Raw genomic sequence first — 24,465 nt, forward strand, 5'->3', positions numbered from 1 at the left:
TAGTTTAAATTATTAATCTGTTTTACTCCTCCTCTCCGAGGGAGAGGGGGCTGGGGGTGAGGTTTTTAAAAATTCACCTCAGTCGATACTTTATAACGCTCTTCATTGTTTTTGGTTCTCAAAATAATTTCTCCAAGAAAACCTGCCAAAAACAATTGAGTTCCCAAAATCATTGTTGTCAATGCGATGTAAAACCAAGGATTATTAGTTACCAGGCTGTAGCGCATTCCCATATACATATGATACAGTTTTGAAACTCCAATATATCCAGCTGAGAAAAAACCAAATATAAACATGAATGATCCTATCGCGCCAAATAAATGCATCGGTCTTTTTCCAAATCTGGAAAGAAACCAAATCGTTATTAAGTCCAAGAAACCATTGATGAAACGCTCCATTCCAAATTTGGTTTCACCATATTTTCTTGCCTGATGCTGTACCACTTTTTCACCGATTTTTCCAAAACCTGCATTTTTGGCCAAAACAGGAATATATCGGTGCATTTCGCCTGATACTTCAATGTTTTTTACCACTACATTTTTGTAGGCTTTCAGTCCGCAGTTAAAATCATTCAGTTCAACTCCAGATGTTTTTCGGGCAGCCCAGTTAAATAATTTTGAAGGGATATTTTTGGCGACAACTGAATCGTAGCGTTTCTTTTTCCAGCCTGAAACCAGGTCGTATTTTTCTTTGGTAATCATTTCATATAACTCAGGAATCTCGTCTGGGCTGTCCTGCAGATCAGCATCCATAGTGATGATCACATCGCCTTTTGCCTTAGCAAAACCGGCGTGCAGAGCTTGTGATTTCCCAAAATTTTTCATGAATTGAATCCCTTTTACATTAGGATTCTCAGCAGCAAATCCCGAAATAATATTCCAGGATTCATCTGTACTTCCGTCATCCAGAAAAATGATTTCATAACTATAATTGTTAGATTTCATTACCGAAATAATCCAAGTGTACAATTCTTGTAAGGATTCCTCTTCGTTTAGAAGGGGTATGAGTATGGATAAATTCATTAATTTAGAAGCTTTGTGTTTTTTCGTTTTTTATTACTACACCAACAATTAGAGAATAAAGCAAACCAAAGAAAGAATACATGACTAATGTTACTGGTAAAACAATTAGGGGATTCATGAATTTTTTAACCATTGAAAGTCCCATTTCAAGCTGTTCACTTGACATGTTTGGGTCTTTTGCAAGCATACCTTCTTTTGTGATAGATATCATTTCATCAATAAATTCAGGGAAAATGTAATTAAAAATAATATTAAAAACGGCGTACACAAGTGCAGCAATAAAAGTTATAGATACTCCTGTTTTAAGACTTTCACTAAGTGTTATAAAACCGTTGTTGATGTTTTTTTTATAATTTGTACAGCCTAGGTATATGAACAAAAGAGGCAGTAAAATGTAATTAGATATATTTACAATTGTTCCAACACTAGTGTTAACTAATGATTTCATCCCAACTAAGTACATAATTACGAATTCTAAAACCATTATGACGCCGAATAAAACACCATACAAAACACCAGATTTGGCTGGCGATACATTATTTTCCATAGAGACTGTTTTAATTAATCCACAAATATAACAATTCCCAATATAATGGGCATGTATAAAATGATTTTTACGGTCATATAAAAAAAGTTAGACAAAGGTTTGTATATTAAAAAATAAATGTAAATTTGCAAACTCAAAATAATATTGTAAAAAACAAAAAGTTATGATGTGTTTATACCTTTTCTGTTAGAAGAAAAGCTTCAAGACAAATTATAGCCAAACAAATAAAAAAAAAGATTCAAGATGAAAAAAGGTGTACACCCAGAAAATTACAGATTAGTTGCTTTTAAAGACATGTCAAACGACGATGTTTTTATTACTAAATCTACTGCTGAGACAAGAGAAACTATTATTCATGAAGGTGTTGAATATCCAGTTGTAAAAATGGAGATTTCTAGAACTTCTCACCCTTTTTACACAGGTAAATCTAAACTTATCGATACTGCAGGACGTATTGATAAATTCAAAACTAAATACGCTAAACACGCTAAATAATTTCAGCTGTTTTCAAATAAATCAGAAGCCTCGCAATTTGCGGGGCTTTTTTTATGAAAATCACTCTCCTTTCTTTTACCGCGGGATAGCAGGACTAAGTAAAAATTAAAAATAATTGTAACTTTGTACTGATAACCAAATCACATTTTAACAATTTACAATCTAATTTATGAACTATATACTTTTTGACGGCCCTGCTCGAAATGCTTTGTTGCCCTTTACTTTTACACGCCCTGTCGCCGATATTTTGGTTGGTATTATGACAATCCGTCAAAAATGGGAAGCATATTTAAGAACTACAACTACAACGGTTACAGAGGAATATTTGTCAGAGAAGTTCCCAATGGTTGAGCTGGAGGAAAATGTAATGATTAATGCTTCTTTTCTGCCCAATACTATTTTAGCAGAAATGGTTAGTAATCTTGGACCTAATCAGGCCATTTTCAAAGGGGATGATGTTATTGCTTTTTATGCAGACGATCAGCAGGAAGTAGATTTTGATACTTATGAGATTCTGGAATATAATGAAGACTGCATAACTATTGAGAATACTTGGGAGATTTTTTCTAAAAATGATTTGGCTATCCGTGAAGATTTTGAGTTTTTGACAGAAGACAGGAAATCTCAGCCCATTCCTTCAAGCGTAAACGCTATTGCACCTGAAAATATTTTCATAGAAGAGGGAGCTAAATTGGAATTTGTAACCTTGAATGCTTCGACTGGTCCTATATATATAGGTAAGAATACTGAAATTATGGAAGGTACTATCATTCGCGGGCCATTCGCTTTATGTGAAAACGCTCAGGTAAAAATGGGAGCCAAAGTATACGGAGCTACTACAGTCGGTCCTTATTCCCGAATTGGAGGCGAGGTAAAAAATGCTGTTCTTTTTGCTTATTCTAATAAAGGGCATGATGGTTTTCTTGGGGATTCTGTGCTGGGAGAATGGTGTAATATCGGGGCAGACAGTAATAATTCTAATTTGAAAAACAACTATGAAGAAGTGAAGTTGTGGAGCTATGAAACCGAAAGTTTTGCTAAAACAGGTCTTCAGTTCTGCGGATTGATGATGGGGGATCACAGTAAATGCGGTATCAATACAATGTTCAATACAGGAACCGTGGTAGGGGTGAGCGCTAATATTTTTGGAAGCGGTTTTCCACGCAATTTTGTTCCAAGTTTTTCTTGGGGCGGTGCAGCGGGATTTACTACTTATGTTACCAAAAAAGCTTTTGAAACCGCAAGATTAGTAATGAGCCGTAGAAATGTGGGTTTTGATGAAAAAGAAGCTGCAATCTTAGAACATATTTTTGAAGAGTCAAAAAAATGGAGGAAAGAATAATGTGTCAATGAGATAGTCAGTTAATTAGATAATTGAAATATTGCTCCGCAAAGTTAAGCTTTGCGGAGTTTTTTTGTTTAAAAAGCTTTTTGTTCTTAGGGAGAATTATCTAATTATCTAATTGCCAAATTCTCTAATTAAATCTATCTTTGCACCTTCAAAAAAATGGGTAATCAAATAAACGATTAACCGATTAAACGAATTCACAGAAAATAATGATTACAATTAACGATATTTCGGTTCAATTTGGAGGAACGACACTTTTTAGTGATGTTTCTTTTGCAATAAATGAAAATGACAAGATTGCTCTTATGGGTAAGAATGGTGCTGGTAAATCAACACTTTTGAAAATTATTGCTGGGGAAGGAAAACCATCTACGGGAAGCGTTTCTGTTCCGAAAGAAGCTGTTGTTGCTTATCTGCCTCAGCATTTATTGACTAAAGATGGGGCTACAGTGATGGAGGAAGCGTCAAAAGCGTTTGGCGAAATCTTTAAAATGAAAGCTGAAATCGATGAAATCAATGAACAATTGACTGTTCGTACTGATTATGAAAGTGATGCGTACATGAAATTAATCGAAAGAGTTTCGGACTTAAGCGAGAAATTTTATGCAATTGAAGAAGTAAATTATGAAGCTGAAGTAGAGAAAATTTTAATAGGGCTTGGTTTTGAAAGAGAAGATTTTACACGTCAGACTTCTGAATTTTCAGGAGGCTGGAGAATGAGAATCGAATTGGCTAAAATTCTTTTGAAAAAACCAGATTTAATTTTACTGGATGAGCCTACAAACCACATGGATATCGAGAGTATTCAATGGCTGGAGGATTTCCTGATTAATTCTGCGAAAGCGGTTGTGGTAATTTCACACGACAGGGCTTTTGTCGATAATATTACCAATCGTACTATTGAAGTGACAATGGGACGTATTTATGATTATAAAGCAAAATATACTCATTATTTAGAGTTAAGAAAAGACCGTCGTATTCACCAGCAGAAAGCGTATGATGAGCAGCAGAAAATGATTGCTGATAACAGAGCTTTTATTGACAGATTTAAGGGTACATTTTCTAAAACAGATGCCGTTCAATCACGTGTAAAAATGCTGGAAAAATTAGTTATTGTTCAGGTTGATGAGGTTGATACTTCAGCTTTACGGTTGAAATTCCCGCCCGCAGCACGTTCTGGACAATATCCTGTTATTGTAAAAGAAATGTCGAAATCGTATGGCGATCATGTGGTTTTCAAAGATGCCAACATTGTAATTGAAAGAGGCCAGAAGGTGGCTTTTGTTGGTAAAAACGGAGAAGGAAAATCAACAATGATCAAAGCTATCATGAAGGAATTTGCTCCTGACAGCGGTTCTGTAGAAATTGGTCATAACTCTCAAATAGGCTATTTTGCACAAAATCAAGCGGCTTTATTGGATGAAAACGCTACTATTTTTGAGACTATAGATGATATTGCTGTTGGGGATGTTAGAACACAGATAAAAAACATCCTTGGAGCTTTCATGTTCCATGGAGATGATATAACTAAGAAAGTTAAGGTGCTTTCAGGAGGAGAAAAAACACGTTTGGCAATGATTAAATTATTGCTTGAGCCAGTGAATCTGCTGATTCTCGATGAGCCTTCGAATCACCTGGATATGAAAACTAAAGATATTATTAAGGATGCCTTGCGTGATTTTGACGGAACTTTGATTTTAGTTTCTCATGATCGTGATTTCCTTGATGGACTGGCTACAAAAGTTTTTGAATTTGGAAACAAACGTGTTGTAGAACATTTCGAAGATATTACTGGTTTCTTGGCGCACAAGAAAATGGACAGCATGAAAGAAATTGAAAAATAAATTTTAGGTTAAAAAATGAAAGAGGCTGTTTTTTGTAAACAGTCTCTTTTTTTATATGCGTATTCCAGGAGGAAGCAGCTCTTTGTAAATTGGATTTTTTTTAAAGAAAGCGACAATTTTTGGATGAATTGGAACAACTTTTAGCTTTTTCTCAATGGCAGATTCCATTATGTTTTTTAGAAAGTGAGAAATAAATTCTTCATCATTATGGTTTTCCGGAGTATTAATTTTGGTTAAAAATATTTTTTTCTCCTGAAAAGAATATTCTACGGCTATTATGCCGGTTTTTGTTTTTGTTTCAAATTGTCGGGCAAAAGTATTGTCTTTAATTTCTATTTTTGTAAGAGCTTCCATGTTTTTTTAATTGATGCAAAAGCAGTTCGTATTTTTGAGATATTTTATTTGTATTTGGTACATCTTTTGAGTTAAATAGTGCTTTCTAAATGATGTTTGCTGCGATGCTGTGCTGATTTATACAGTTGCGAACAAAATTGGTGCAAAGGTAATGATTTGATATACAGTAAAAAAGGTTTTTGGTGACAACTTGCTAGTGTGCTGTTGGATGTGCTTTGCTTTGTGGGAAAAACAGGAGAAATTTAAAAGTTATTGAATTATTTTTTTAAGTATGAGTAAAGTTCCAGTTTATTTTATGCCGGGTTTAGCAGCCAGTACTGCTATTTTTGAAAGGATAAAGCTTCCTGAGTTAGAATTTGAGATGTTTTTTCTGGAATGGGAAATTCCATTAGAGCGGGAAACTTTGCAGGATTATGCCAAGAGAATGACAGAGAAGATAAAACATGAAAATCCAGTTTTGATAGGAGTTTCTTTTGGAGGTATTTTGGTTCAGGAAATGGCTCGTTTTATTCCGGTGCGGAAAGTTGTAATTATTTCGAGTGTAAAAAGCAATCTTGAATTTCCTAAAAGAATGGTTTTGGCCAAAAGTACAAAGGCTTATAAACTGATTCCTTTGAATCTGGTTCAAAATATTGATAGTCTTACTAAATTTTCATTTGGAAAAAAAGTAAATGAAAGACTCAAATTATATGAAAAGTTTCTGTCAGTAAGGGATAAGCGGTATCTGGACTGGGCAATCGAGCAGGTGATTTTATGGGAGAGGACAGAATGTAATCCTGATGTGGTTCATATTCATGGAGATGCCGATACTGTTTTTCCGATTAAAAATATTAAAGGCTGTACAGTGGTAAAAGGCGGGACGCATGCTATGATTATTGCTAAATACAGATGGCTTAATGCAAATCTGCCCCGGATTATTTTAGGGCGGTGAGATATAATATAGGTTTTAAATACATATTATTAATTTGTCGTAAAGCTTTTGTTTTTAGGTGCTGACTTAACAAGGTTTTCGTTAATGTCTTTGCTGAAGTAATTATAGCTGGTAATAATCGCTTCTTTTATAGGTGTTTTTAATTTGATTATATTTTCAAAATGTTTAATGTTGACTACGTTTTTATTCTCATCAATAAATATTGAGGTGGGAAAACCTAAAGTATGTTTAACTGTAGAGATTATATGTGAATCTCTGGCGTAATATTCATTTGCATAACATACTTTTATATAGTCATTAAATTTATTGGCAATATTTTTTATATCATTTTTTTTGTCCCAAAAAACGACAATGAACTGCAGGTCTCTGCGGTGTTCTTTTGCTAGGATGTTTAGGGCTGGAATTTCACCTTTTGGGATTACACACCATGATGCGTATGTAATGATGAATATAGGTTTACTGATTCTATTGATTTTTACGTTTTTTTCTTTGTAAACTTTAAGATTAAAATCATCAAATTTTGTTCCGATTAGTTTTGTTTTTACTAATGAATCAAAAAGTTTTTTGCCTTCCGCTATATCGTTGCTTTCGTATGCTTTGTTTGAAGCCTTTTTATAAGGATTGATGTTCTCTTTTATAGCGTCAGTGAAATACACAATTGTATCTTGACTGTATGAGAAATGCAGGCTGAAAAAAAACAGTAAAGTAAGTAAAGTCTTGTACATAAAATATTAGTATATAGGGCTTTGGCAAAAATAAAAATGTTCATAACATTTTGATAACTTAGTCGACTAACGGTAAATAAATCCGTTTATATAGCTTAAAGGTATAAAAAAAAGCGTTCTAATAGATTTTAGAACGCTTTTTTGTAAATAAAATTGCAGAAGTTATATTTTTTTCATCTGCTCTTTCATCATTGCAATCTGCTCTTTAAGCATGTTTTGTTTGTCCAGCTTTTTTGCTTCATTTAATAGAGCGGTAGCTTCAAGTTTTCTTCTGCGGGACATTGCAACGCCGGCAAGGTTTAATTTAGCAACTGCTAAATCCATATCCATAGATAAACCAAGTTCGATTGCTTTTTTGAAATGTTTTTCAGCTTGATTGATGTTAGTCTGAGAAAGCATAATTCCATGTAAATAGTTGAAATATCCCTGCTGTTTTCTGACTAAGGCAGTTTCTGGATTTTTGATGTAGGCTAACCATTTTTTTGCTCCTTCAAAGTCTTGTTTTCTTAGTTTTAAGAACGCAAGCAGTATAAATTCGTTTTTAAAGTAAAGAAAAATTGGAATTGCAGTCAATAATATAAGGAAGATTCCGTTTCCAACAGAGTCATCGATAATTTCGTAAACACCAGCGGCTACAAGAAGTCCGGCTAGTATAAGTTTTATAATTTTATTAAACATAATTGATGTATATTTGTGTCTGCAAATATAGTAAAAGGATTTAAAAATATTTTTTAAAAACTACTTGCCAGAAAAAAAAGTCTTTGTATATTTGCACTCGGTTTTGAAATAAGCAAAACTGAAAAATAAACTGATACTATAATTAAGATTTAAATATACAAAGCAATGAGCAAAAGAACGTTTCAACCATCGAAAAGAAAAAGAAGAAATAAACACGGATTTATGGATAGAATGGCTTCAGCTAATGGAAGAAAAGTTCTAGCGCGCAGAAGAGCTAAAGGAAGACATAAATTGACTGTTTCTAGTGAACCTAGACACAAAAAATAATGTTTGAATAAACATCTATAAGGCGTTACTTTTTTTAGTATCGCCTTTTTTTATACCCAAGCGGTACTGCTGTATAAAAGTTTGATATTTGATTTTTCCTAACAAATTTCAAGCTGTAAGTGATAAAAATATAACTCCAATAATAAGAAAAATGCCAAAAGACACATCCATTAAGTCCGTTTTAATAATAGGTTCAGGTCCGATTGTAATTGGTCAAGCATGCGAATTCGATTATGCTGGATCCCAATCTGCCCGTTCGATCCGTGAAGAAGGAATTGAAGTAATTTTAATTAACTCCAATCCAGCTACAATTATGACAGATCCTTCAATGGCGGATCATGTTTATTTGAAACCCTTAACAACAAAGTCAATTATTGAAATTCTAAAGGAGCATCCGCAGATTGATGCAGTTTTGCCAACAATGGGTGGGCAGACTGCTTTGAATTTATGCTTGGAGGCTGATGAAAAAGGTATTTGGCAGGATTTTGGGGTAAGAATGATTGGTGTTGATGTTAACGCTATCAATATTACTGAAGATAGAGAGCAGTTCAAACAATTGCTTCAAAAAATAAATGTTCCAACTGCACCTGCAAAAACTGCTACTTCTTTCTTGGAAGGAAAAGAAATAGCGCAGGAATTTGGATTCCCATTAGTAATTCGTCCATCTTTTACTCTTGGAGGAACTGGAGCGGCGTTTGTACATACTAAAGAAGAGTTTGACGAAAAACTGACTTACGGATTAGAAATGTCACCTATTCATGAAGTTTTGATTGATAAAGCTTTAATAGGATGGAAAGAATATGAATTAGAGCTGTTGAGAGATAAAAATGACAACGTTGTAATCATTTGTTCGATCGAAAATATGGACCCGATGGGAATCCATACTGGAGATTCAATCACTGTAGCACCAGCGATGACATTGTCTGATACAACTTTCCAAAAATTACGTGACTACGCCATCTTAATGATGAGAAGTATCGGAAACTTTGCAGGAGGCTGTAACGTACAGTTCGCAGTTTCGCCAGACGAAAAAGAAGATATTGTTGCGATTGAAATCAATCCACGTGTGTCCCGTTCATCAGCTTTGGCTTCAAAAGCTACGGGGTACCCAATTGCAAAAATTGCTTCTAAACTGGCTTTAGGATATAATCTTGATGAATTACAAAACCAGATTACAAAATCAACATCTGCTTTATTCGAGCCGACTTTGGATTATGTAATCGTAAAAATACCACGCTGGAACTTTGATAAATTTGAAGGAGCTGACAGAACCTTGGGACTTCAGATGAAATCTGTAGGTGAGGTAATGGGAATTGGACGTTCGTTCCAAGAAGCTTTGCACAAAGCTACACAATCATTGGAAATCAAAAGAAATGGTCTTGGTGCCGACGGAAAAGGATACACAAACTACGAGCAGATTATCGAGAAACTAACTTTTGCAAGCTGGGATCGTGTTTTTGTAATTTATGATGCCATCGCGATGGGAATTCCATTGAGCCGCATTCACGAAATCACAAAAATTGATATGTGGTTCTTGAAACAATATGAAGAGCTTTATACTTTGGAAAAAGAAATTTCAAACTATAAGGTTTCTAATTTACCAAAAGAACTTTTGCTTGAAGCAAAACAAAAAGGTTTTGCCGACAGACAGATCGCTCACATGATGAACTGTCTGGAAAGCGAAGTTCATGCTTTGCGTATGTCAATGGATATTAACCGTGTATTTAAATTGGTTGATACCTGTGCTGCAGAGTTTCAGGCAAAAACACCTTATTATTACTCTACTTTTGAGGCTGAAATTGAAAAAGCTAACGGAGAACGTTATGTAGACAATGAAAGTATTGTTACCGATAAAAAGAAAATAATAGTTCTTGGTTCTGGACCAAACAGAATCGGACAGGGAATCGAGTTTGATTACTCTTGCGTACACGGAGTTCTTGCTGCAAAAGAATGCGGCTATGAAACCATCATGATTAACTGTAATCCTGAAACGGTTTCGACAGATTTTGATACAGCTGATAAATTATACTTCGAACCAGTTTTCTGGGAACATATTTATGATATCATACAACACGAAAAACCAGAAGGTGTTATCGTTCAGTTAGGAGGGCAGACAGCTTTGAAACTGGCTGAAAAATTGTCGAAATACGGAGTAAAAATTATAGGAACAAGTTTTGATGCTTTGGATTTAGCCGAAGACAGAGGCCGTTTCTCAGATTTATTAACAGAATTGCATATTCCTTTCCCGAAATTCGGAATTGCTGAAACGGCTGACGAAGCTTCAGCTTTAGCAGATACTTTAGATTTTCCATTATTGATTCGTCCTTCTTATGTACTAGGAGGTCAGGGAATGAAAATCGTAATCAACAAAAAAGAATTAGAAGAGCATGTTATCAACTTACTGAAGCAGATTCCAGGTAACAAATTGCTTTTAGACCATTATTTGGCTGGAGCAATCGAAGCCGAAGCAGATGCAATTTGTGATGCTGACGGTAATGTGTATATCATCGGAATTATGGAGCATATCGAACCTTGCGGTGTTCACTCAGGGGATAGTAATGCTACTCTGCCTCCTTTTAACTTAGGTGAATTCGTAATGCAGCAAATAAAAGACCACACCTTTAAAATAGCTAAAGCTTTAAAAACGGTTGGTTTAATCAATATTCAGTTTGCGATAAAAGACGATACAGTTTATATCATCGAAGCAAATCCTAGAGCATCCCGTACGGTTCCGTTTATTGCAAAAGCATACGGAGAGCCTTATGTGAACTATGCTACCAAAGTAATGTTAGGTGAGAAAAAAGTAACCGATTTTGATTTCAATCCTAAATTGAATGGATATGCGATCAAACAGCCGGTTTTCTCTTTCAGTAAGTTCCAAAATGTAAACAAAGCATTAGGACCTGAGATGAAATCAACAGGAGAAAGTATCTTGTTTATCGAAGACCTGAAAGACGACCAATTCTATGAATTGTACTCTAGAAGAAAAATGTACTTGAGTAAATAAGACTCAAATCCTGACAATAAAAAAGCCTCGAAAACGAGGCTTTTTTTGTTAAGGTTTTATTCTGACTATTTTATCGTCTTTAACAATAACTAATTCGCTATTTGCTTTTCTCTTGAATTCTATTAACTTTTCGTAAACCAGATTCATTCCATCGACAATTTTTTGTTGATTTTGAGACCTTTTATATTCTTTCATTCCAATATTTTTTTAAATTAAAAAATTATTTTCGCTTAAGATTTTTATTTCGGTTTCTAACGATTTTTCAGCAATTAATTCTGGCGCTCCAAATGAATTATCAAAAATAAGGACTTCATCTGCAATTTCAAGATAAATTTCAAAAAGGTTTTTAATTCCGTTTACATATCTGCGTTTGATGACTTCGGTTTCTATGTTATGACCGCCTTCTGAAACTTTTGATTTGACACGTTCCTTTGCTAAATCAATATTTTGAAGCCAAAAGAATAATAATGTTACTCGATATCCTTTTTCTTTCGCTTCCGTAATTTTGTTTTTATAACTTTTTGTTATAAATGTTGTTTCAAATGCAAAATTTTTGTTTTCAGAAAGTAAGTCTTTTATTCTGTTTAACATTATTCGACCTGATTCAAACGAAACTTTTTCGGGTTGAAAAGGAGATAAACCTTTTGCTATTTCATCGGCATTTACAAATTCTTTACAATTTAAAATTTCTGGTAAAATAGTAAATCAAGCAGTTGTTTTACCTGCTCCATTACAACCGGTAATAATGTAAAGGTTTTTACTCATTTTTACAAAGGTAAATAATTTTAAGTTTGAAAATTATTGCTTTTTTCAATCATTTAATTTAGAGAATGAAATCTGCAGGAGAATTCTACTTAACTATTATGGTTTTGCTTTTTAATATAATTATGACCATCCATTACAAACATGATTTGTAAAACAATTAATTGCCCAATAAATAAATCATTTTTTGCTCAGGATCAATACTATTAAATCCGATCCTTATTTGTAATGAATGTAAGGGATGGTCATGAATTTTATTTTATTCTTTTAGGAATTTTATTACTTGTTTGGTTCCGTCATTCTTTTGGATAGTGATAAAATACAATCCAGCAGTAAAGTTAGAAACATCAATACTATTGTTTACAAGTTTTTGATTCACCATAACATTTCCTGAAGACGAAATCACAGTTAAATTAGCGTCAGTCAAATCTGTTTTAAAGTAAAGTATATCTTTTGTTGGATTTGGGTAAACTGAAATTGCTATTTCTTTTTGATTTTCTTTTTCTTCAGTTGTTTTAGTAGTCACCAGCTTAGTAATTTTAAACCAGTTGAGGTTTACTCCTGAATTTTGGATGTAAATTCCAAAGTTGTAAGTTCCAGCGTTTACAGTTACTGTTTGCGAAACAGTTTGCCATTTTTGCCAACCTCCTGTGTTAGGAATGGACACACTTCCTAATACGATAGAACCAGCATTTAAATCTGAAGATATTTTTGCTCCGTTTACGGCACTTGCTACTCGGTACTCAATTAAATAAGATCCTGTTGTTGGGAAATTTATATTATTGTAAGCCATCCAATCTCCAGTATCTGTATAGCCTACATTGAGACCTCCATCGGTATCTGTAGTAGGTTCAGTTTGTACACCAAACATATTAGTGAACGATTCTGCTTGCACCAATACTGAAGGTGTAGCAACGTATGGAATCAATTTCCATTGACCGCTTGTTTGATTTACACTTTCCCATTGTTGGATATTACCACCATTTGTAGTACTAAAAGCAGCAACTTCTACCAGTTTACCGCTGTGACCTGCAACAATTTTGTAATAACCATCTCCAGTAGGAACTAGGATAAATTTTTGATTGGTTGTTCCGCCATAGGCATATTGTTCAACATTGGCTCCATTAGCTTTGTCAAAGGCCTTTACATCCATTGATAAACCACTATGTTTAGCAACGATTTTGTATATTCCATTTCCTAAATGAGTAAAGACGAATTTTTGATGGTCTCCATTGTTGAGAGTGGCTTGGGCAATATTTGCATTATTTGCAGTACTAGCAGCTGTTACTTCCATATACAAACCACTAAATCTGTTTTGTAAATAATAAGTTGTATTTCCTAAAGTATCTGTTCCGTTGGAAATAATTCGTATCGATTTTACTTTGTCATTCCATGTTGTATTCAGACACGCGTTGTTTGCGTTTATCAATGTCGAACTACCTGCAAAATTATCTTCTTGAAAAAGAATTGCTTGAAAGCCTTCAGTTACTCGTATTGAGGATATTACATTTTCATCAATTCCTAGCTTTTTTAATGCAGCCAAATTGTATTCACCTAGTGATAATCCGCCAGAAAAACCAGCGTAATTACAATCCTTATACACCGTTATAACATCACTTGTTGAGGGAATAGTTGGAGTCGAATTGGCATACCCTCCAAAACTTGCTATAACTTTTGTTGGTTTTGGAGAATGTAGTGATGGGGATTGATCAGCTACATCGTCATATGCAAAACCATAAGATAAATTGTCTACACTAATACCGGGTAAATGCCAAAATTTAGCATAATGATTTGTTGGATTGCTTTGATAGAATTTAGAAGCATCATACCAATTTTGTTGACCAGGGTTTGGAGTTGTGACATTTACCATATGTCGATTTATGGCTGCTGTCAATTGAGCTTGTACAACAAGGTCTAAATCACCATCATTTATTCTTCTGTCCAAAACACCTTTTCCTTCCAAAGCTTCTTGTGTAGAAGGTCTGTATTGTACTCTACCAGTTCTGCCTACAAAACCTCCTGATTGTCCAATCACTTCGAGCTGTTCACCAATGATTCGTCCTTTGAACACTCCTGCATCACCAGCATAGAATATCAAATCCTCATTTTTGTATTTGTTCCAAATGGCGTCTATATACGATTTTAAATAATTAGCTTGTGGACCAACTGTAGTTCCTCCGGTTCCGTCAGCAAAAGCAGGTGTTTTGGATGGTGCAGTAATCTCTCCTGTACTGTTATTTAAACAGCCTTGAAATTCGGTGGGAACGTTGTTTTTAAATGAAGTGATTATGTCCTCGTGTTTTAATAGTTCACCAACACGTTTTTGATAACCATCAGCACCAAATAATTCTAATCCCATTGGATATTTATACGAATCGACTCTTGATGGATTTCCAAAGAAACCATATTGGTTATTCGTTAATTCAATTATCTCATACAATATTCCTTGATTAGGATCGGTCGGGTTCAATGGATTTGGTGAGGTATATCCTTTAATTGCTCCTGATGCTCCAAAAAAATAAAAATACAATTGAGATCCTTTTGAAATAAAAACACGACATCCAGCAATTTGTGGTAAAGTAAAAGTCTTGTTTGGAATTTCACTCAACTTCACAAAACAATTGGCGTATTTTGAGTTCAATCCAGGTCCTGTATTTCCTCCAATAGTTGGCCCTACCACTGTGTTATAGGAAGGATTCATTGGGAGTACTTGACTGGTTTTTGCATTTACCCAAACATGATTACCTGTAGTGTAATCAATTCCAACAATCGCTACATATAACTCATTGTCATTAAATGTAGACGTGTTTTGGATAGTAAATGGGATTGGGCCTTGTGCATAAAGTAAGCCAGAGAAAAAAACTAATAACATAGATATGACGGGATATAGATTCCGTTCGGTACTTTTTTTCATAAACATTTTTTAATAGGTTAGTTTAAATTACATTTTGGGGGCAATTAATCCAAAGTTAAATATAGGTTTTTTATTGTTAATTATGTTATTTGTAGTGTTTTTTTTAAGTAATCAAACGTTAAGTACACAAAAAAAAGTAAAATAGATTGTTTTTCAACGAGTTGAATCCTGTTAAAAGAAATTTTGACAAGTAACTTAATCCGTATTTGAATCGATTAATTTCTCGATGCTCTGCATCGGGGGGTTAGAGGAAAGTTTGAAAACCTAAGGTTTTAATAAAATAAAAAATTAATTTTCTTCCTATTGATACCCGAAGCTCTGCCTCGGGGTAATTCATTACGCATTTTGTAATGTATTAAGTTAAATTTTTATAAAAAATCTGGAGCTACTATTTTACTTCTTTTTAAGCTTTTCCTTAAAAAAGTCAATAGTTCTTGTCCACGATAAAGAGGCAGCGGTTTCATCATATCTTGGAGTAGTATTATTATGAAAACCGTGATTGACTCCAGCATAGAAATAAGCGGTATTTTCGACTTTGTTCTTTTTGAGAATGACTTCATAAGCAGGCCATCCCTCATTGACACGTGTGTCCAATCCTGCATAATGCAATAAAATTGGAGTTGTAATTTTTTCAGCTTCTTCAGCAGTGGGCTGACCTCCATAATAAGGTACTGCCGCTGATAAGTCAGGGATTTTAACCGCCATCATATTGGCAATCCATCCTCCAAAACAAAACCCGACAACACCAACATAACCGTTACAGTCTTTGTGTGATTTCAGGTATTCATAAGCTGCAATAAAATCTTCCAGCATTTCTTCACGGGTACGTTTTTTTTGGAGTTCTCTTCCTGCGTCGTCATTTCCGGGGTAACCACCCAAAGGAGACAGTGCATCTGGTGCTAAGGAGATAAAACCCTCGACTGCCGTTCTTCTTCCAACATCTTCGATATAAGGATTGAGTCCGCGGTTTTCGTGTACTACAATGATTCCGGGTAATTTCTTTTTGGTTGCTGCAGGCTGTGATAAAAGTCCTTTTATTGCTTCCCCGCCTTTTGGAGACGGATAGGTTATATAATCTGATTTTATTCTAGGATCATCAGTTTTGATTGTTATAGTATCCAAATAATTCGGAGTCATAAAACTAAGGAGAGAGGGGACTGTTAACGTTCCTACTGCAAAAAGCGATAATTTTTCAATAAATTGCCTTCTCTCAATTTTGTTGTGAGCATAGTCATCATACAAGTCAAAAACTTCTTGACTGATATCTTCTTTGGTTAGTTTTTGCATAGTTTTTTATTTAGGACAACTAATGTAGAAAAAAAGCAATCGTTTCTGCACTAGCTAAGGATGTTTTTGCATTAACGAAACTTTGGATTTTGTGAAAAATGGATATATCAAAAGTACTTTAAAGACGAACTTTTTTATAAAATAAAAATCTTATCAAAAACACATCAGACTTGGTTAACAGCTTGTACAATTTTGTTAGTTATTTACTAAAAGGATGGCTTTATGCCTCTTTCCATGCCTAAAAACTAAAAACATTTCTTTACTTTTGTGCCAACCAAAATTTGAACTATGTACAAGATTTTTATACGCCCTATTCTTTTTTGTTTTGATCCCGAAGAAGTGCATTATTTTACTTTTTCATTAATTAGAATGGTTTCAAAAATTCCCGGAATTCCATCTTTATTACGATTTTTATATCAAGTAAATGATCAAAGGTTAGAGACCGAAGTTTTTGGGTTAAAGTTTAAAAATCCAGTAGGTTTAGCAGCTGGTTTTGATAAAGATGCCAGTTTGTATAATGAGCTTTCTAACTTTGGTTTTGGATCTATAGAAATAGGAACTTTGACTCCAAAAGCACAGCCGGGAAATGAGAAAAAACGTTTATTTCGTTTAAAAGAAGATGCGGCAATTATTAACAGAATGGGTTTTAATAACGGCGGCGTTATTGAGGCAGTGGAGCGTTTAAAGAAAAATAAAGGCGTCTTGATAGGCGGAAATATTGGGAAAAATAAAGTGACTCCAAATGAAGAAGCGACTTCTGATTATGAAATCTGCTTTGATGCATTGTTTGATCACGTAGATTATTTTGTGGTCAATGTAAGCTCGCCGAATACTCCTAATCTTAGAGAACTTCAGGAGAAAGAACCTCTTACTCAATTATTGCAGACTTTACAGAATAAAAATCTGGCTAAGCCAAAACAAAAGCCAATACTACTTAAAATTGCTCCAGATCTTACAGATGAGCAATTACTGGATATTATCGATATTGTAAAAGAAACAAAAATTGCTGGTGTAATTGCTACGAATACGACCATTTCACGCAAAGGATTAAATTCTTGCAGCCAAACTGAAACCGGAGGACTTTCTGGTAAACCTTTGGCTTCAAGATCTACCGAAGTGATTCGTTTCTTGTCTGAAAAAAGTAATAGAGCATTCCCGATTATCGGAGTGGGTGGAATACATTCTGCCGAAGATGCTTTAGAAAAATTAGAAGCAGGAGCCAGCCTTCTTCAATTATATACTGGTTTTATTTATGAGGGTCCTGCATTGGTAAAGGAAATAAATAAAGCGATTCTGTCAAAAAAATAGTTCCAGCATCGATTTTCTTTCTTTGTAACTCAAAAACCTTTTTATATATTTGAATCCCACATAAAAAAGGTTTTTGTTCCGATGAGATGAAAAAGTGGGTTCCTGTTAACCAAAATTTAAATACTTTTTCGGAAGAAAGTTATGGAGGCAATAAAAATTATCGAATGTCCGCGGGATGCTATGCAAGGCATAAGGGATTTTATTCCTACCGAAAGAAAGGTCTCATACATACAATCTTTGCTGAGAGTTGGATTTGACAGCATTGATTTTGGCAGCTTTGTTTCGGCGAAAGCCATACCGCAGATGCAGGATACTGCCGAAGTTTTAGAACTGCTTGATTTGTCTAAAACTAAAAGTAAATTATTGGCTATTATTGCCAATGTTCAAGGAGCTTCTTTAGCATCACAATATTCCGAAATTCAGTATTTGGGATTCCCTTTTTCGATTTCGGAAAATTTTCAGATGCGGAATACCCATAAAACCATAGCTGAATCTTTGACAGCGCTGGATGAGATTTTAAATATAGCAGATAAAACCAATAAAGAAGCTATTGCTTATCTTTCTATGGGTTTTGGAAATCCGTATGGAGATCCTTGGAATGTTGAAATAGTGGCGCAATGGATCGAAAAATTAGCGGGAATGGGAGTGAAAATTTTATCACTTTCTGATACAGTTGGAAGCTCAACTCCGGATGTGATTGAATATTTATTTTCTAATTTAATTCCGCAGTATCCTCAAATTGAATTTGGAGCACATTTACACACAACACCAGATAAATGGCTGGAAAAATTAGATGCTGCTTATAAAGGTGGATGCCGTCGTTATGATGGAGCTATTCAGGGATTTGGCGGCTGTCCAATGGCTTCGGATAACCTGACCGGAAATATGCCGACCGAGAAATTACTTTCTTATTTTACAGTTCAAAAGGAAGAAACCAACTGCAGTCCCATCAGTTTTGAAAGTGCCTACAATGAAGCTTCAAAATTATTCGGTAAATTTCATTGATAAAAAATTATTTATGACATTAAGTGTTTGATTATTACTGGTTTTAATTTTTTTTGGCTTAATTTAGTAGTGTTTTACTATTATAAGAAACAGCTATTAAAATCTGTAATATGAATTTTACTTTTTTCAAAAGAATTATTTTGATGACCTTTTTGGGATGCTGTTTTTTTTCATGCAGCAGTGATTTGGATTTTGATCAGATCAATGATTTTAATGCACAGCCAGTCCTTATTGGTAATCTTGCCTACTTCAATATAAATGCTCCTGAATTTATTTCGAACGGATCTGAAACTCCTATTTTTTCATATACTTCGGATGTCGATTTTTTAAACAAGTCTTTCATCAACGAAAATTTGGTTAAAACTGAATTGTATTTTAGAATTAAAAATACAATTAATAGGAGTTATGCTTTTACTGTTACTTTTCTCAATAAAAATGGAATACCAATTTATGGTATAAGGATGGATGTTCCTGCATATAATGGAACTGAAATTCTTGTAGAAAAAACAGAAACATTTTCTGCAGCTAATGTAGATATATTAAAAAATACAACCAAGATGGTTTTCTCTGTCAGGATGTTTTCGGGACCGCCAATAAAAGCCTCTACATCGGGGAGAGTTGAGTTAAGTTCAAGTCTAACCGCTTATTTTGATATAAGATGAGAAAAACAATTATCCTTTTAAGCTGCTTTTTCTCTTTTTTTGGTTTTTCTCAAAACAAAGAGATTTTATATAACTTCACGCCTCAGCCTCAAAGTTTATTGACGAATCCTGGAGCAGATGTAAAATATAAATGGTTTTTTGGAGTGCCGTTATTGTCTGGTATTTCGGCTAATGTGGGGTCTACGGGATTTGATGCTTATAGTTTATTTGCTGATAACGGAGTGGATTTTACAACCAAAGTAAAGAATGCAGTTGCAGCAACCAATAGTCACGATTATGTAACGGCTAATCAGCAGCTGGAAGTATTTACTGCCGGATTCAGAGTAGGAGGAGAGGAGAGTAAATCTTACGTCTCTTTCGGAATGTATCAAGAATTGGATTCTTTTATTTATGTACCCACAGATCCAGCGATATTGGCATTGTACGGAAATAAAGATTATATAGGCAAGTCCTTTGATTTGGGTGATTTGAGTGTGAAAGCCGAGCTGTTATCTGTTTTTCATGCTGGTTTTAATAAGCAGATTAATGAGAAACTTATCCTTGGAGTCCGGGGGAAAATTTATTCCAGTATTTATAACGCAAAATCAACGCACAACTCAGGTTATTTTGTTACTGTTCAAGACGATAAATTGATTTATAATCAGTCTATATACTCTAATTTAGAGCTTAATACTTCAGGATTGTCTAAATATTTGGATGAAAATTATGAGGGTGATGCAGGCAGTGATATACGGTATGATATCAGCAAACGTGCTTTTTTTGGAGGTAATTTAGGATTGGGACTGGATTTAGGAGTGACGTATTATCCAAAACGAAATATACAGCTTACAGCCAGTTTAGTTGATATTGGTTACATCAGCCATTCGAAAGATGTAGAAACTTATACCTTAAAAGGGCAGTATAATTATAAAGGAGTAATCACTGATTTCAATTCGGCTGGTACTGTTGGGGATGCTTATCAGGATTTTAAAGAAGCGATTCCTTTAGATACATTATATAACAAGTATAAAACACAGCGCCCATTGAAGTTTTATTCTTCTTTTCAATATTCATTTGAAGAAGACAGGCAGGAAGAATGCAGTTGTACAGTTGATGAAGATGCCTGGTATCGAAGTGCAGTTGGAGCACAGCTCTTTCTGATGACAACTCCAAGAGAGCCCTTGGCAGCCTTGACGGGATATTACAGAAGGAGAATTCTCAAAGGCCTGCAGATGAAAGCAACATATACAGTCGATTCATATTCTGCTAAAAATATAGGATTAGGACTGACAGCCAAAATAGGTGTTGTTAATTTTTATGTTCTGGCAGATAATCTTTTGGAATATAAAGATATTTCTAAGGCCAATGCTTTAACATTTCAAATAGGATTTAATATAATTTCGGGAGGCAGCAGTAAATAGCTGAAAAGACTTTTTCCTTCGGTTTTCTGTGTTTAGTACTTCTATGCAATGATGTTTTAAAGTTAAGTTTTGAAATAAGTCTGTCTTTTTAAAATAAAAGAAGAATTGCGGATTTGGTCCAAATAAAATAAAAAAAGGGAGTTAGGTAGTTTTTAGCTCAAAATTGCTTATATTTGCACGCAATTCAACTAGAAATTGCAACATGATAGCACATAACTCAAAGATTATCGGTGAAGGTTTAACTTACGATGATGTATTATTAGTTCCTAATTACTCAAATGTTCTTCCTCGCGAAGTGAGTATCCAATCAAAATTTTCCAGAAATATTACGCTTAATGTTCCTATTGTATCTGCTGCTATGGATACTGTAACTGAAAGTGCAATGGCAATCGCTATGGCACAAGAAGGAGGAATTGGTGTTTTACATAAAAACATGACAATCGAACAGCAGGCAGCCAAAGTACGTAAAGTAAAACGTGCTGAGTCTGGAATGATTATCGATCCCGTTACTTTATTACTGACTTCCACTGTTTCTGATGCTAAAGCGGCGATGAGAGAATATGGTATCGGCGGTATTCCAATTGTGGATGAAAATAAAATTTTAAAAGGAATTGTTACCAATAGAGATTTACGTTTTGAAAAAAATGGTTCAAGACCTATTATTGAGGTAATGACCAGTGAAAATTTAGTAACTGTTGCCGAAGGAACTTCATTGGAAGAAGCTGAGGTTGTGCTTCAAGGTCACAAAATTGAAAAATTACCTGTTATAAATGATAAAAATGAGCTGGTTGGTTTAATCACTTTTAGAGATATTACCAAATTGACTCAAAAACCAAATGCCAATAAAGATAAATTTGGACGTTTAAGAGTAGCTGCCGCTCTAGGAGTTACTGCCGATGCTGTTGATAGAGCAACTGCTCTTGTTAATGCAGGTGTTGATGCTGTAATTATTGATACGGCTCACGGACACACTCAAGGTGTTGTTGATGTATTGAAAGCTGTAAAAGCTAAATTCCCAAAACTTGATGTGATTGTTGGTAACATTGCTACTCCTGAAGCTGCAAAATATTTGGTAGAAAATGGGGCAGATGGTGTAAAAGTTGGAATTGGACCTGGTTCTATCTGTACAACAAGAGTTGTTGCAGGAGTTGGATTTCCTCAATTTTCTGCTGTTCTAGAAGTTGCTGCAGCCATAAAAGGAACAGGTGTGCCGGTAATTGCTGATGGCGGAATCCGTTATACAGGTGATATTCCTAAAGCAATTGCAGCAGGAGCCGATAGTGTAATGTTAGGTTCATTATTAGCAGGAACAATGGAATCTCCAGGAGAGACTATCATTTTTGAAGGAAGAAAATTCAAATCTTATAGAGGAATGGGTTCTGTTGAAGCGATGCAGGAAGGGTCGAAAGACCGTTATTTCCAAGACGTGGAAGACGATGTTAAGAAACTGGTTCCAGAAGGAATTGTTGGCCGTGTACCATATAAAGGAGAATTGAACGAAAGTATGCAGCAATTCGTTGGCGGACTTCGTGCCGGTATGGGTTACTGCGGTTCCAAAGATATTGCCACTTTACAGGATACAGGACGATTTGTACGTATTACTGCCAGCGGAATCAACGAAAGTCATCCGCATGATGTAACAATCACAAAAGAAGCTCCGAATTATTCGAGATAGTAATAAGTTTTAAAGGCGAAAGTCTAAAAGTTAAAAGGTGTAAGATTAGTTCTTGCACCTTTTTTGTTTGGATGTGATTTTTTTAAGGTAATTAGCTGATGACGAGTATATATCAGTTCAACGATCGCTTGAATTTGCAATCATAAGGGTTTCGAACACTTACTCTGGTACTCTTTTGCAAACGAGCACCAGCGGGAAGTTCTGTAAATAAATCGTGAAAATATTCTTCTGAGATAACTTTTAATAGGGATTGAAATTTAGAATCAATATTACTTTCATTGTTTATGTTTAATTTTTTGTTTCTGGGGGTTGATTGTGCTAATATTCTGCTGCTTGACGCAGTAGTGGATTATGCATTTTTTATTTGTTTTAGTAAATTCTTTATCTCCAGTATTTTGGATATTTCCTGTAAGGGTTAATGTTATTAAACAACAAAGCAATAATCGTTATAATCACAGAACCGGATAAAACAGGGTTTAATAAAAAATCCCAATGGCAAGCCCCTAATATAACCACTATTGGGTCTGCCCCTGCAGGAGGATGTGTTGTTTTGGTTAGGAGCATTGTCCCAATTGCTAATCCAACGCCTAAAGCAAGTGAGTACCATTGGTTACCAAATAGCCAAAAGCAACAAAGCCCTATAAATGTTGAAATTAAGTGTCCCCCAATAATATTTCGGGGCTGTGCTAAAGGGCTTTCAGGTACGCCAAAAGCCAGTACGCAACTAGCACCAAAGGGAGCCATAATAAAAGGCAGCTGGAGATTTTTTGTAAGGAAAGCTAATATTGTAATAGTAATAAAGCCCCCAAGTCCCGAATAAATAGAAAATTTAAAAGTTACGGGTTTAGGACTTTTATCAACGGTTTTAAATTTGATAATGTATTTTTTCATTTTATTATAATAGAGTTTAGAGACAGTTTTAAAAACCTGTGCATGTTACATTTGATAAAAAAAACCTCTTTTTAGATAGTTTAAAAAGAGGTTTCCAATATTAATTCACGATAAAGTCTTGCAGATTCATTTCTAAATTGCATACTCTCAACATTTTGCCTGAATACCATTCTATAAATATCTATCAGACTCATTTATTTCCAGGTCATTTATACTTGCATATCTTTTTTTCATCAAGCCATTTTCGTCAAACTCCCAGTTTTCATTCCCATAAGCTCTAAACCAATTTCCATCTTTGGTTTGGTACTCATATTCAAATCTGACTGCAATTCGGTTTTCGGTATGTGACCAATACTCTTTTTTGAGTTTGTAATTCAATTCTCTTTTCCATTTGTCGCTAAGGAATTTTACGATTTCTTCTCTTCCATTGACAAAAGTACTTCGATTTCTCCATTCGCTGTCAATGGTATAGGCCAGTGATACTTTTTTCGGATTCTGTGAGTTCCAGGCGTCTTCGGCCATTTGAATTTTCTGTTTAGCGGTTTCCAACGTAAAGGGAGGAAGCGGGTGTTTCTGTTCCATTTTGTTATTAATTTAAATTATACTTTTTACTATTGCTATTGATTTATTTACAATTTCGTTTGACTGAAACAATTGACTTTCTATAATAGAACCTTCAAATAGAAGATAAATATGTGTCGCCAATAATTCATCCTTTATTAGCTGACTAAAGAATACTCTCAAATCATTTTTGTGTGATTGAATAACTCTAAGAATGCCTTCTTGTTCTTTTGATATTTCGGATAAAATATTTAGGAAACTGCAACCTCTGAAATTTTCTCTTGCGTTCATTTGTATGATAAAGTCAAATGCACTTACAATTTTTTCTTTTTGATTTTTTGTTTTTGAGGTGAAATCGATAAGCTTACTAAACCAATAGTCATGTCTTCTGATTAGAAACTCAACACATAAGTCATCCTTAGATTTAAAATGCTGGTAAAAACTGGCTTTCGCAACATTCGCCTCACTTATGATTTGGTTAATTCCAGTGCTGTTATAGCCTTGTTGATGAAATAAAACGGAGGCTTTTTCTAGTATTCTTTCTCTTGGTACACTCATGAGTTCTTTAATTTTTATCAAATGTATAAAAAACAAAACATACAGACAAGTCTGTTCGTTTTTTTTATTGATTTTTTTTGAAAAGTTTTAAAAATCAGATTTATAATGCCTAAAAAGTACTATTAATAGGAGGGAGAAGTAACTAGCCCCCGATGGAAGTAGAT

At 34.5% G+C, this 24,465-nt stretch carries 22 protein-coding genes and 1 pseudogene; 11 read left to right on the forward strand and 12 right to left on the reverse strand.

Going from position 1 to position 24,465, the window contains the following annotated elements:
* Positions 1 to 65: 65 nt before the first annotated feature.
* Positions 66 to 1,022, reverse strand: coding sequence for a glycosyltransferase family 2 protein (locus tag OZP07_RS05035; protein ID WP_194643776.1), 957 nt, complete (start codon positions 1,020 to 1,022; stop codon positions 66 to 68).
* Positions 1,023 to 1,026: 4 nt separating this feature from the next.
* Positions 1,027 to 1,569, reverse strand: a complete 543-nt coding sequence (locus OZP07_RS05040) for a DUF4199 domain-containing protein (protein WP_281637518.1) — start codon at positions 1,567 to 1,569, stop codon at positions 1,027 to 1,029.
* A 243-nt stretch (positions 1,570 to 1,812) separates the two neighbouring features.
* Between OZP07_RS05040 and OZP07_RS05045 the strand changes: the two genes are divergently transcribed.
* The 3 genes from OZP07_RS05045 to OZP07_RS05055 all read left to right on the forward strand — a co-directional run bounded on the left by OZP07_RS05045 (position 1,813) and on the right by OZP07_RS05055 (position 5,256).
* A complete protein-coding gene (locus OZP07_RS05045) occupies positions 1,813 to 2,064 on the forward strand; it encodes a type B 50S ribosomal protein L31 (RefSeq protein WP_194643780.1) in 252 nt (83 codons plus the stop codon).
* A 169-nt stretch (positions 2,065 to 2,233) separates the two neighbouring features.
* Entirely contained in the window at positions 2,234 to 3,406 is a 1,173-nt protein-coding gene (locus OZP07_RS05050) for a GlmU family protein (protein WP_281637519.1), read from the forward strand.
* 215 nt (positions 3,407 to 3,621) lie between these two features.
* Positions 3,622 to 5,256 (forward strand): ABC-F family ATP-binding cassette domain-containing protein, encoded by a 1,635-nt coding sequence (locus OZP07_RS05055; protein ID WP_194643784.1) that lies wholly within the window; start codon positions 3,622 to 3,624, stop codon positions 5,254 to 5,256.
* 51 nt (positions 5,257 to 5,307) lie between these two features.
* Here OZP07_RS05055 and OZP07_RS05060 read toward each other — a convergent pair whose 3' ends face one another.
* On the reverse strand, positions 5,308 to 5,610 hold the full coding sequence (locus OZP07_RS05060; RefSeq protein ID WP_228520963.1) for a GNAT family N-acetyltransferase: 303 nt from the start codon (positions 5,608 to 5,610) through the stop codon (positions 5,308 to 5,310).
* A gap of 271 nt (positions 5,611 to 5,881) precedes the next feature.
* On the opposite strand from OZP07_RS05060, the gene OZP07_RS05065 reads away from it, so the two are divergent.
* The gene (locus OZP07_RS05065) at positions 5,882 to 6,541 is read left to right on the forward strand and encodes an alpha/beta hydrolase (protein WP_281637520.1); all 660 of its coding nucleotides are present in this window, start codon (positions 5,882 to 5,884) and stop codon (positions 6,539 to 6,541) included.
* A gap of 29 nt (positions 6,542 to 6,570) precedes the next feature.
* On the opposite strand, the gene OZP07_RS05070 is transcribed toward OZP07_RS05065, so the two are convergent.
* Together OZP07_RS05070 and OZP07_RS05075 are read right to left on the reverse strand one after the other, a co-directional pair.
* Positions 6,571 to 7,266, reverse strand: a complete 696-nt coding sequence (locus OZP07_RS05070) for a TlpA family protein disulfide reductase (RefSeq protein ID WP_281637521.1) — start codon at positions 7,264 to 7,266, stop codon at positions 6,571 to 6,573.
* A gap of 162 nt (positions 7,267 to 7,428) precedes the next feature.
* Complete coding sequence (locus OZP07_RS05075) at positions 7,429 to 7,944, reverse strand: tetratricopeptide repeat protein (RefSeq protein WP_281637522.1); 516 nt, start codon at positions 7,942 to 7,944, stop codon at positions 7,429 to 7,431.
* 165 nt (positions 7,945 to 8,109) lie between these two features.
* Between OZP07_RS05075 and rpmH the strand changes: the two genes are divergently transcribed.
* Both rpmH and carB read left to right on the forward strand, forming a co-directional pair.
* Positions 8,110 to 8,271, forward strand: coding sequence for a 50S ribosomal protein L34 (gene rpmH / locus OZP07_RS05080; protein WP_008464848.1), 162 nt, complete (start codon positions 8,110 to 8,112; stop codon positions 8,269 to 8,271).
* Between the two features lie 151 nt (positions 8,272 to 8,422).
* Positions 8,423 to 11,278 (forward strand): carbamoyl-phosphate synthase large subunit, encoded by a 2,856-nt coding sequence (gene carB / locus OZP07_RS05085; protein ID WP_194643792.1) that lies wholly within the window; start codon positions 8,423 to 8,425, stop codon positions 11,276 to 11,278.
* Positions 11,279 to 11,326: 48 nt separating this feature from the next.
* On the opposite strand, the gene OZP07_RS05090 is transcribed toward carB, so the two are convergent.
* The 4 genes and pseudogenes from OZP07_RS05090 to OZP07_RS05105 form a co-directional block, all read right to left on the reverse strand.
* Positions 11,327 to 11,473, reverse strand: coding sequence for a hypothetical protein (locus tag OZP07_RS05090; RefSeq protein WP_194643794.1), 147 nt, complete (start codon positions 11,471 to 11,473; stop codon positions 11,327 to 11,329).
* Positions 11,460 to 12,043: pseudogene (locus tag OZP07_RS05095) on the reverse strand (ATPase). Before OZP07_RS05095 ends, OZP07_RS05090 begins: the two are co-directional and overlap by 14 nt.
* 256 nt (positions 12,044 to 12,299) lie before the next feature.
* Positions 12,300 to 14,954, reverse strand: a complete 2,655-nt coding sequence (locus tag OZP07_RS05100; RefSeq protein WP_281637523.1) for a beta-1,3-glucanase family protein — start codon at positions 14,952 to 14,954, stop codon at positions 12,300 to 12,302.
* 393 nt (positions 14,955 to 15,347) lie between these two features.
* The gene (locus OZP07_RS05105; RefSeq protein WP_281637524.1) at positions 15,348 to 16,241 is read right to left on the reverse strand and encodes a dienelactone hydrolase family protein; all 894 of its coding nucleotides are present in this window, start codon (positions 16,239 to 16,241) and stop codon (positions 15,348 to 15,350) included.
* A gap of 288 nt (positions 16,242 to 16,529) precedes the next feature.
* Between OZP07_RS05105 and OZP07_RS05110 the strand changes: the two genes are divergently transcribed.
* From OZP07_RS05110 to guaB, 5 genes are all read left to right on the forward strand, one after another.
* Complete coding sequence (locus OZP07_RS05110; protein WP_281637525.1) at positions 16,530 to 17,549, forward strand: quinone-dependent dihydroorotate dehydrogenase; 1,020 nt, start codon at positions 16,530 to 16,532, stop codon at positions 17,547 to 17,549.
* Between the two features lie 141 nt (positions 17,550 to 17,690).
* Positions 17,691 to 18,554: a beta/alpha barrel domain-containing protein gene (locus OZP07_RS05115; protein WP_281637526.1), complete on the forward strand. Its 864-nt coding sequence runs from the start codon at positions 17,691 to 17,693 to the stop codon at positions 18,552 to 18,554.
* 110 nt (positions 18,555 to 18,664) lie between these two features.
* The gene (locus tag OZP07_RS05120) at positions 18,665 to 19,216 is read left to right on the forward strand and encodes a hypothetical protein (RefSeq protein ID WP_281637527.1); all 552 of its coding nucleotides are present in this window, start codon (positions 18,665 to 18,667) and stop codon (positions 19,214 to 19,216) included.
* Complete coding sequence (locus tag OZP07_RS05125) at positions 19,213 to 20,616, forward strand: DUF5723 family protein (protein WP_281637528.1); 1,404 nt, start codon at positions 19,213 to 19,215, stop codon at positions 20,614 to 20,616. The genes OZP07_RS05120 and OZP07_RS05125 overlap by 4 nt, the downstream gene beginning before the upstream one ends.
* Positions 20,617 to 20,818: 202 nt before the next feature.
* Positions 20,819 to 22,291, forward strand: coding sequence for an IMP dehydrogenase (guaB, locus tag OZP07_RS05130; RefSeq protein ID WP_281637529.1), 1,473 nt, complete (start codon positions 20,819 to 20,821; stop codon positions 22,289 to 22,291).
* A 381-nt stretch (positions 22,292 to 22,672) separates the two neighbouring features.
* Here guaB and OZP07_RS05135 read toward each other — a convergent pair whose 3' ends face one another.
* From OZP07_RS05135 to OZP07_RS05145, 3 genes are all read right to left on the reverse strand, one after another.
* The gene (locus OZP07_RS05135; RefSeq protein WP_281637530.1) at positions 22,673 to 23,182 is read right to left on the reverse strand and encodes an HPP family protein; all 510 of its coding nucleotides are present in this window, start codon (positions 23,180 to 23,182) and stop codon (positions 22,673 to 22,675) included.
* A 171-nt stretch (positions 23,183 to 23,353) separates the two neighbouring features.
* Positions 23,354 to 23,764: a nuclear transport factor 2 family protein gene (locus OZP07_RS05140; protein WP_281637531.1), complete on the reverse strand. Its 411-nt coding sequence runs from the start codon at positions 23,762 to 23,764 to the stop codon at positions 23,354 to 23,356.
* Positions 23,765 to 23,776: 12 nt separating this feature from the next.
* Positions 23,777 to 24,301, reverse strand: coding sequence for a TetR/AcrR family transcriptional regulator (locus OZP07_RS05145; RefSeq protein WP_281637532.1), 525 nt, complete (start codon positions 24,299 to 24,301; stop codon positions 23,777 to 23,779).
* Between the last annotated feature and the right edge of the window lie 164 nt (positions 24,302 to 24,465).

Source organism: Flavobacterium marginilacus (genome assembly GCF_026870155.1).
GTDB classification, from domain to species: Bacteria; Bacteroidota; Bacteroidia; order Flavobacteriales; family Flavobacteriaceae; genus Flavobacterium; species Flavobacterium marginilacus.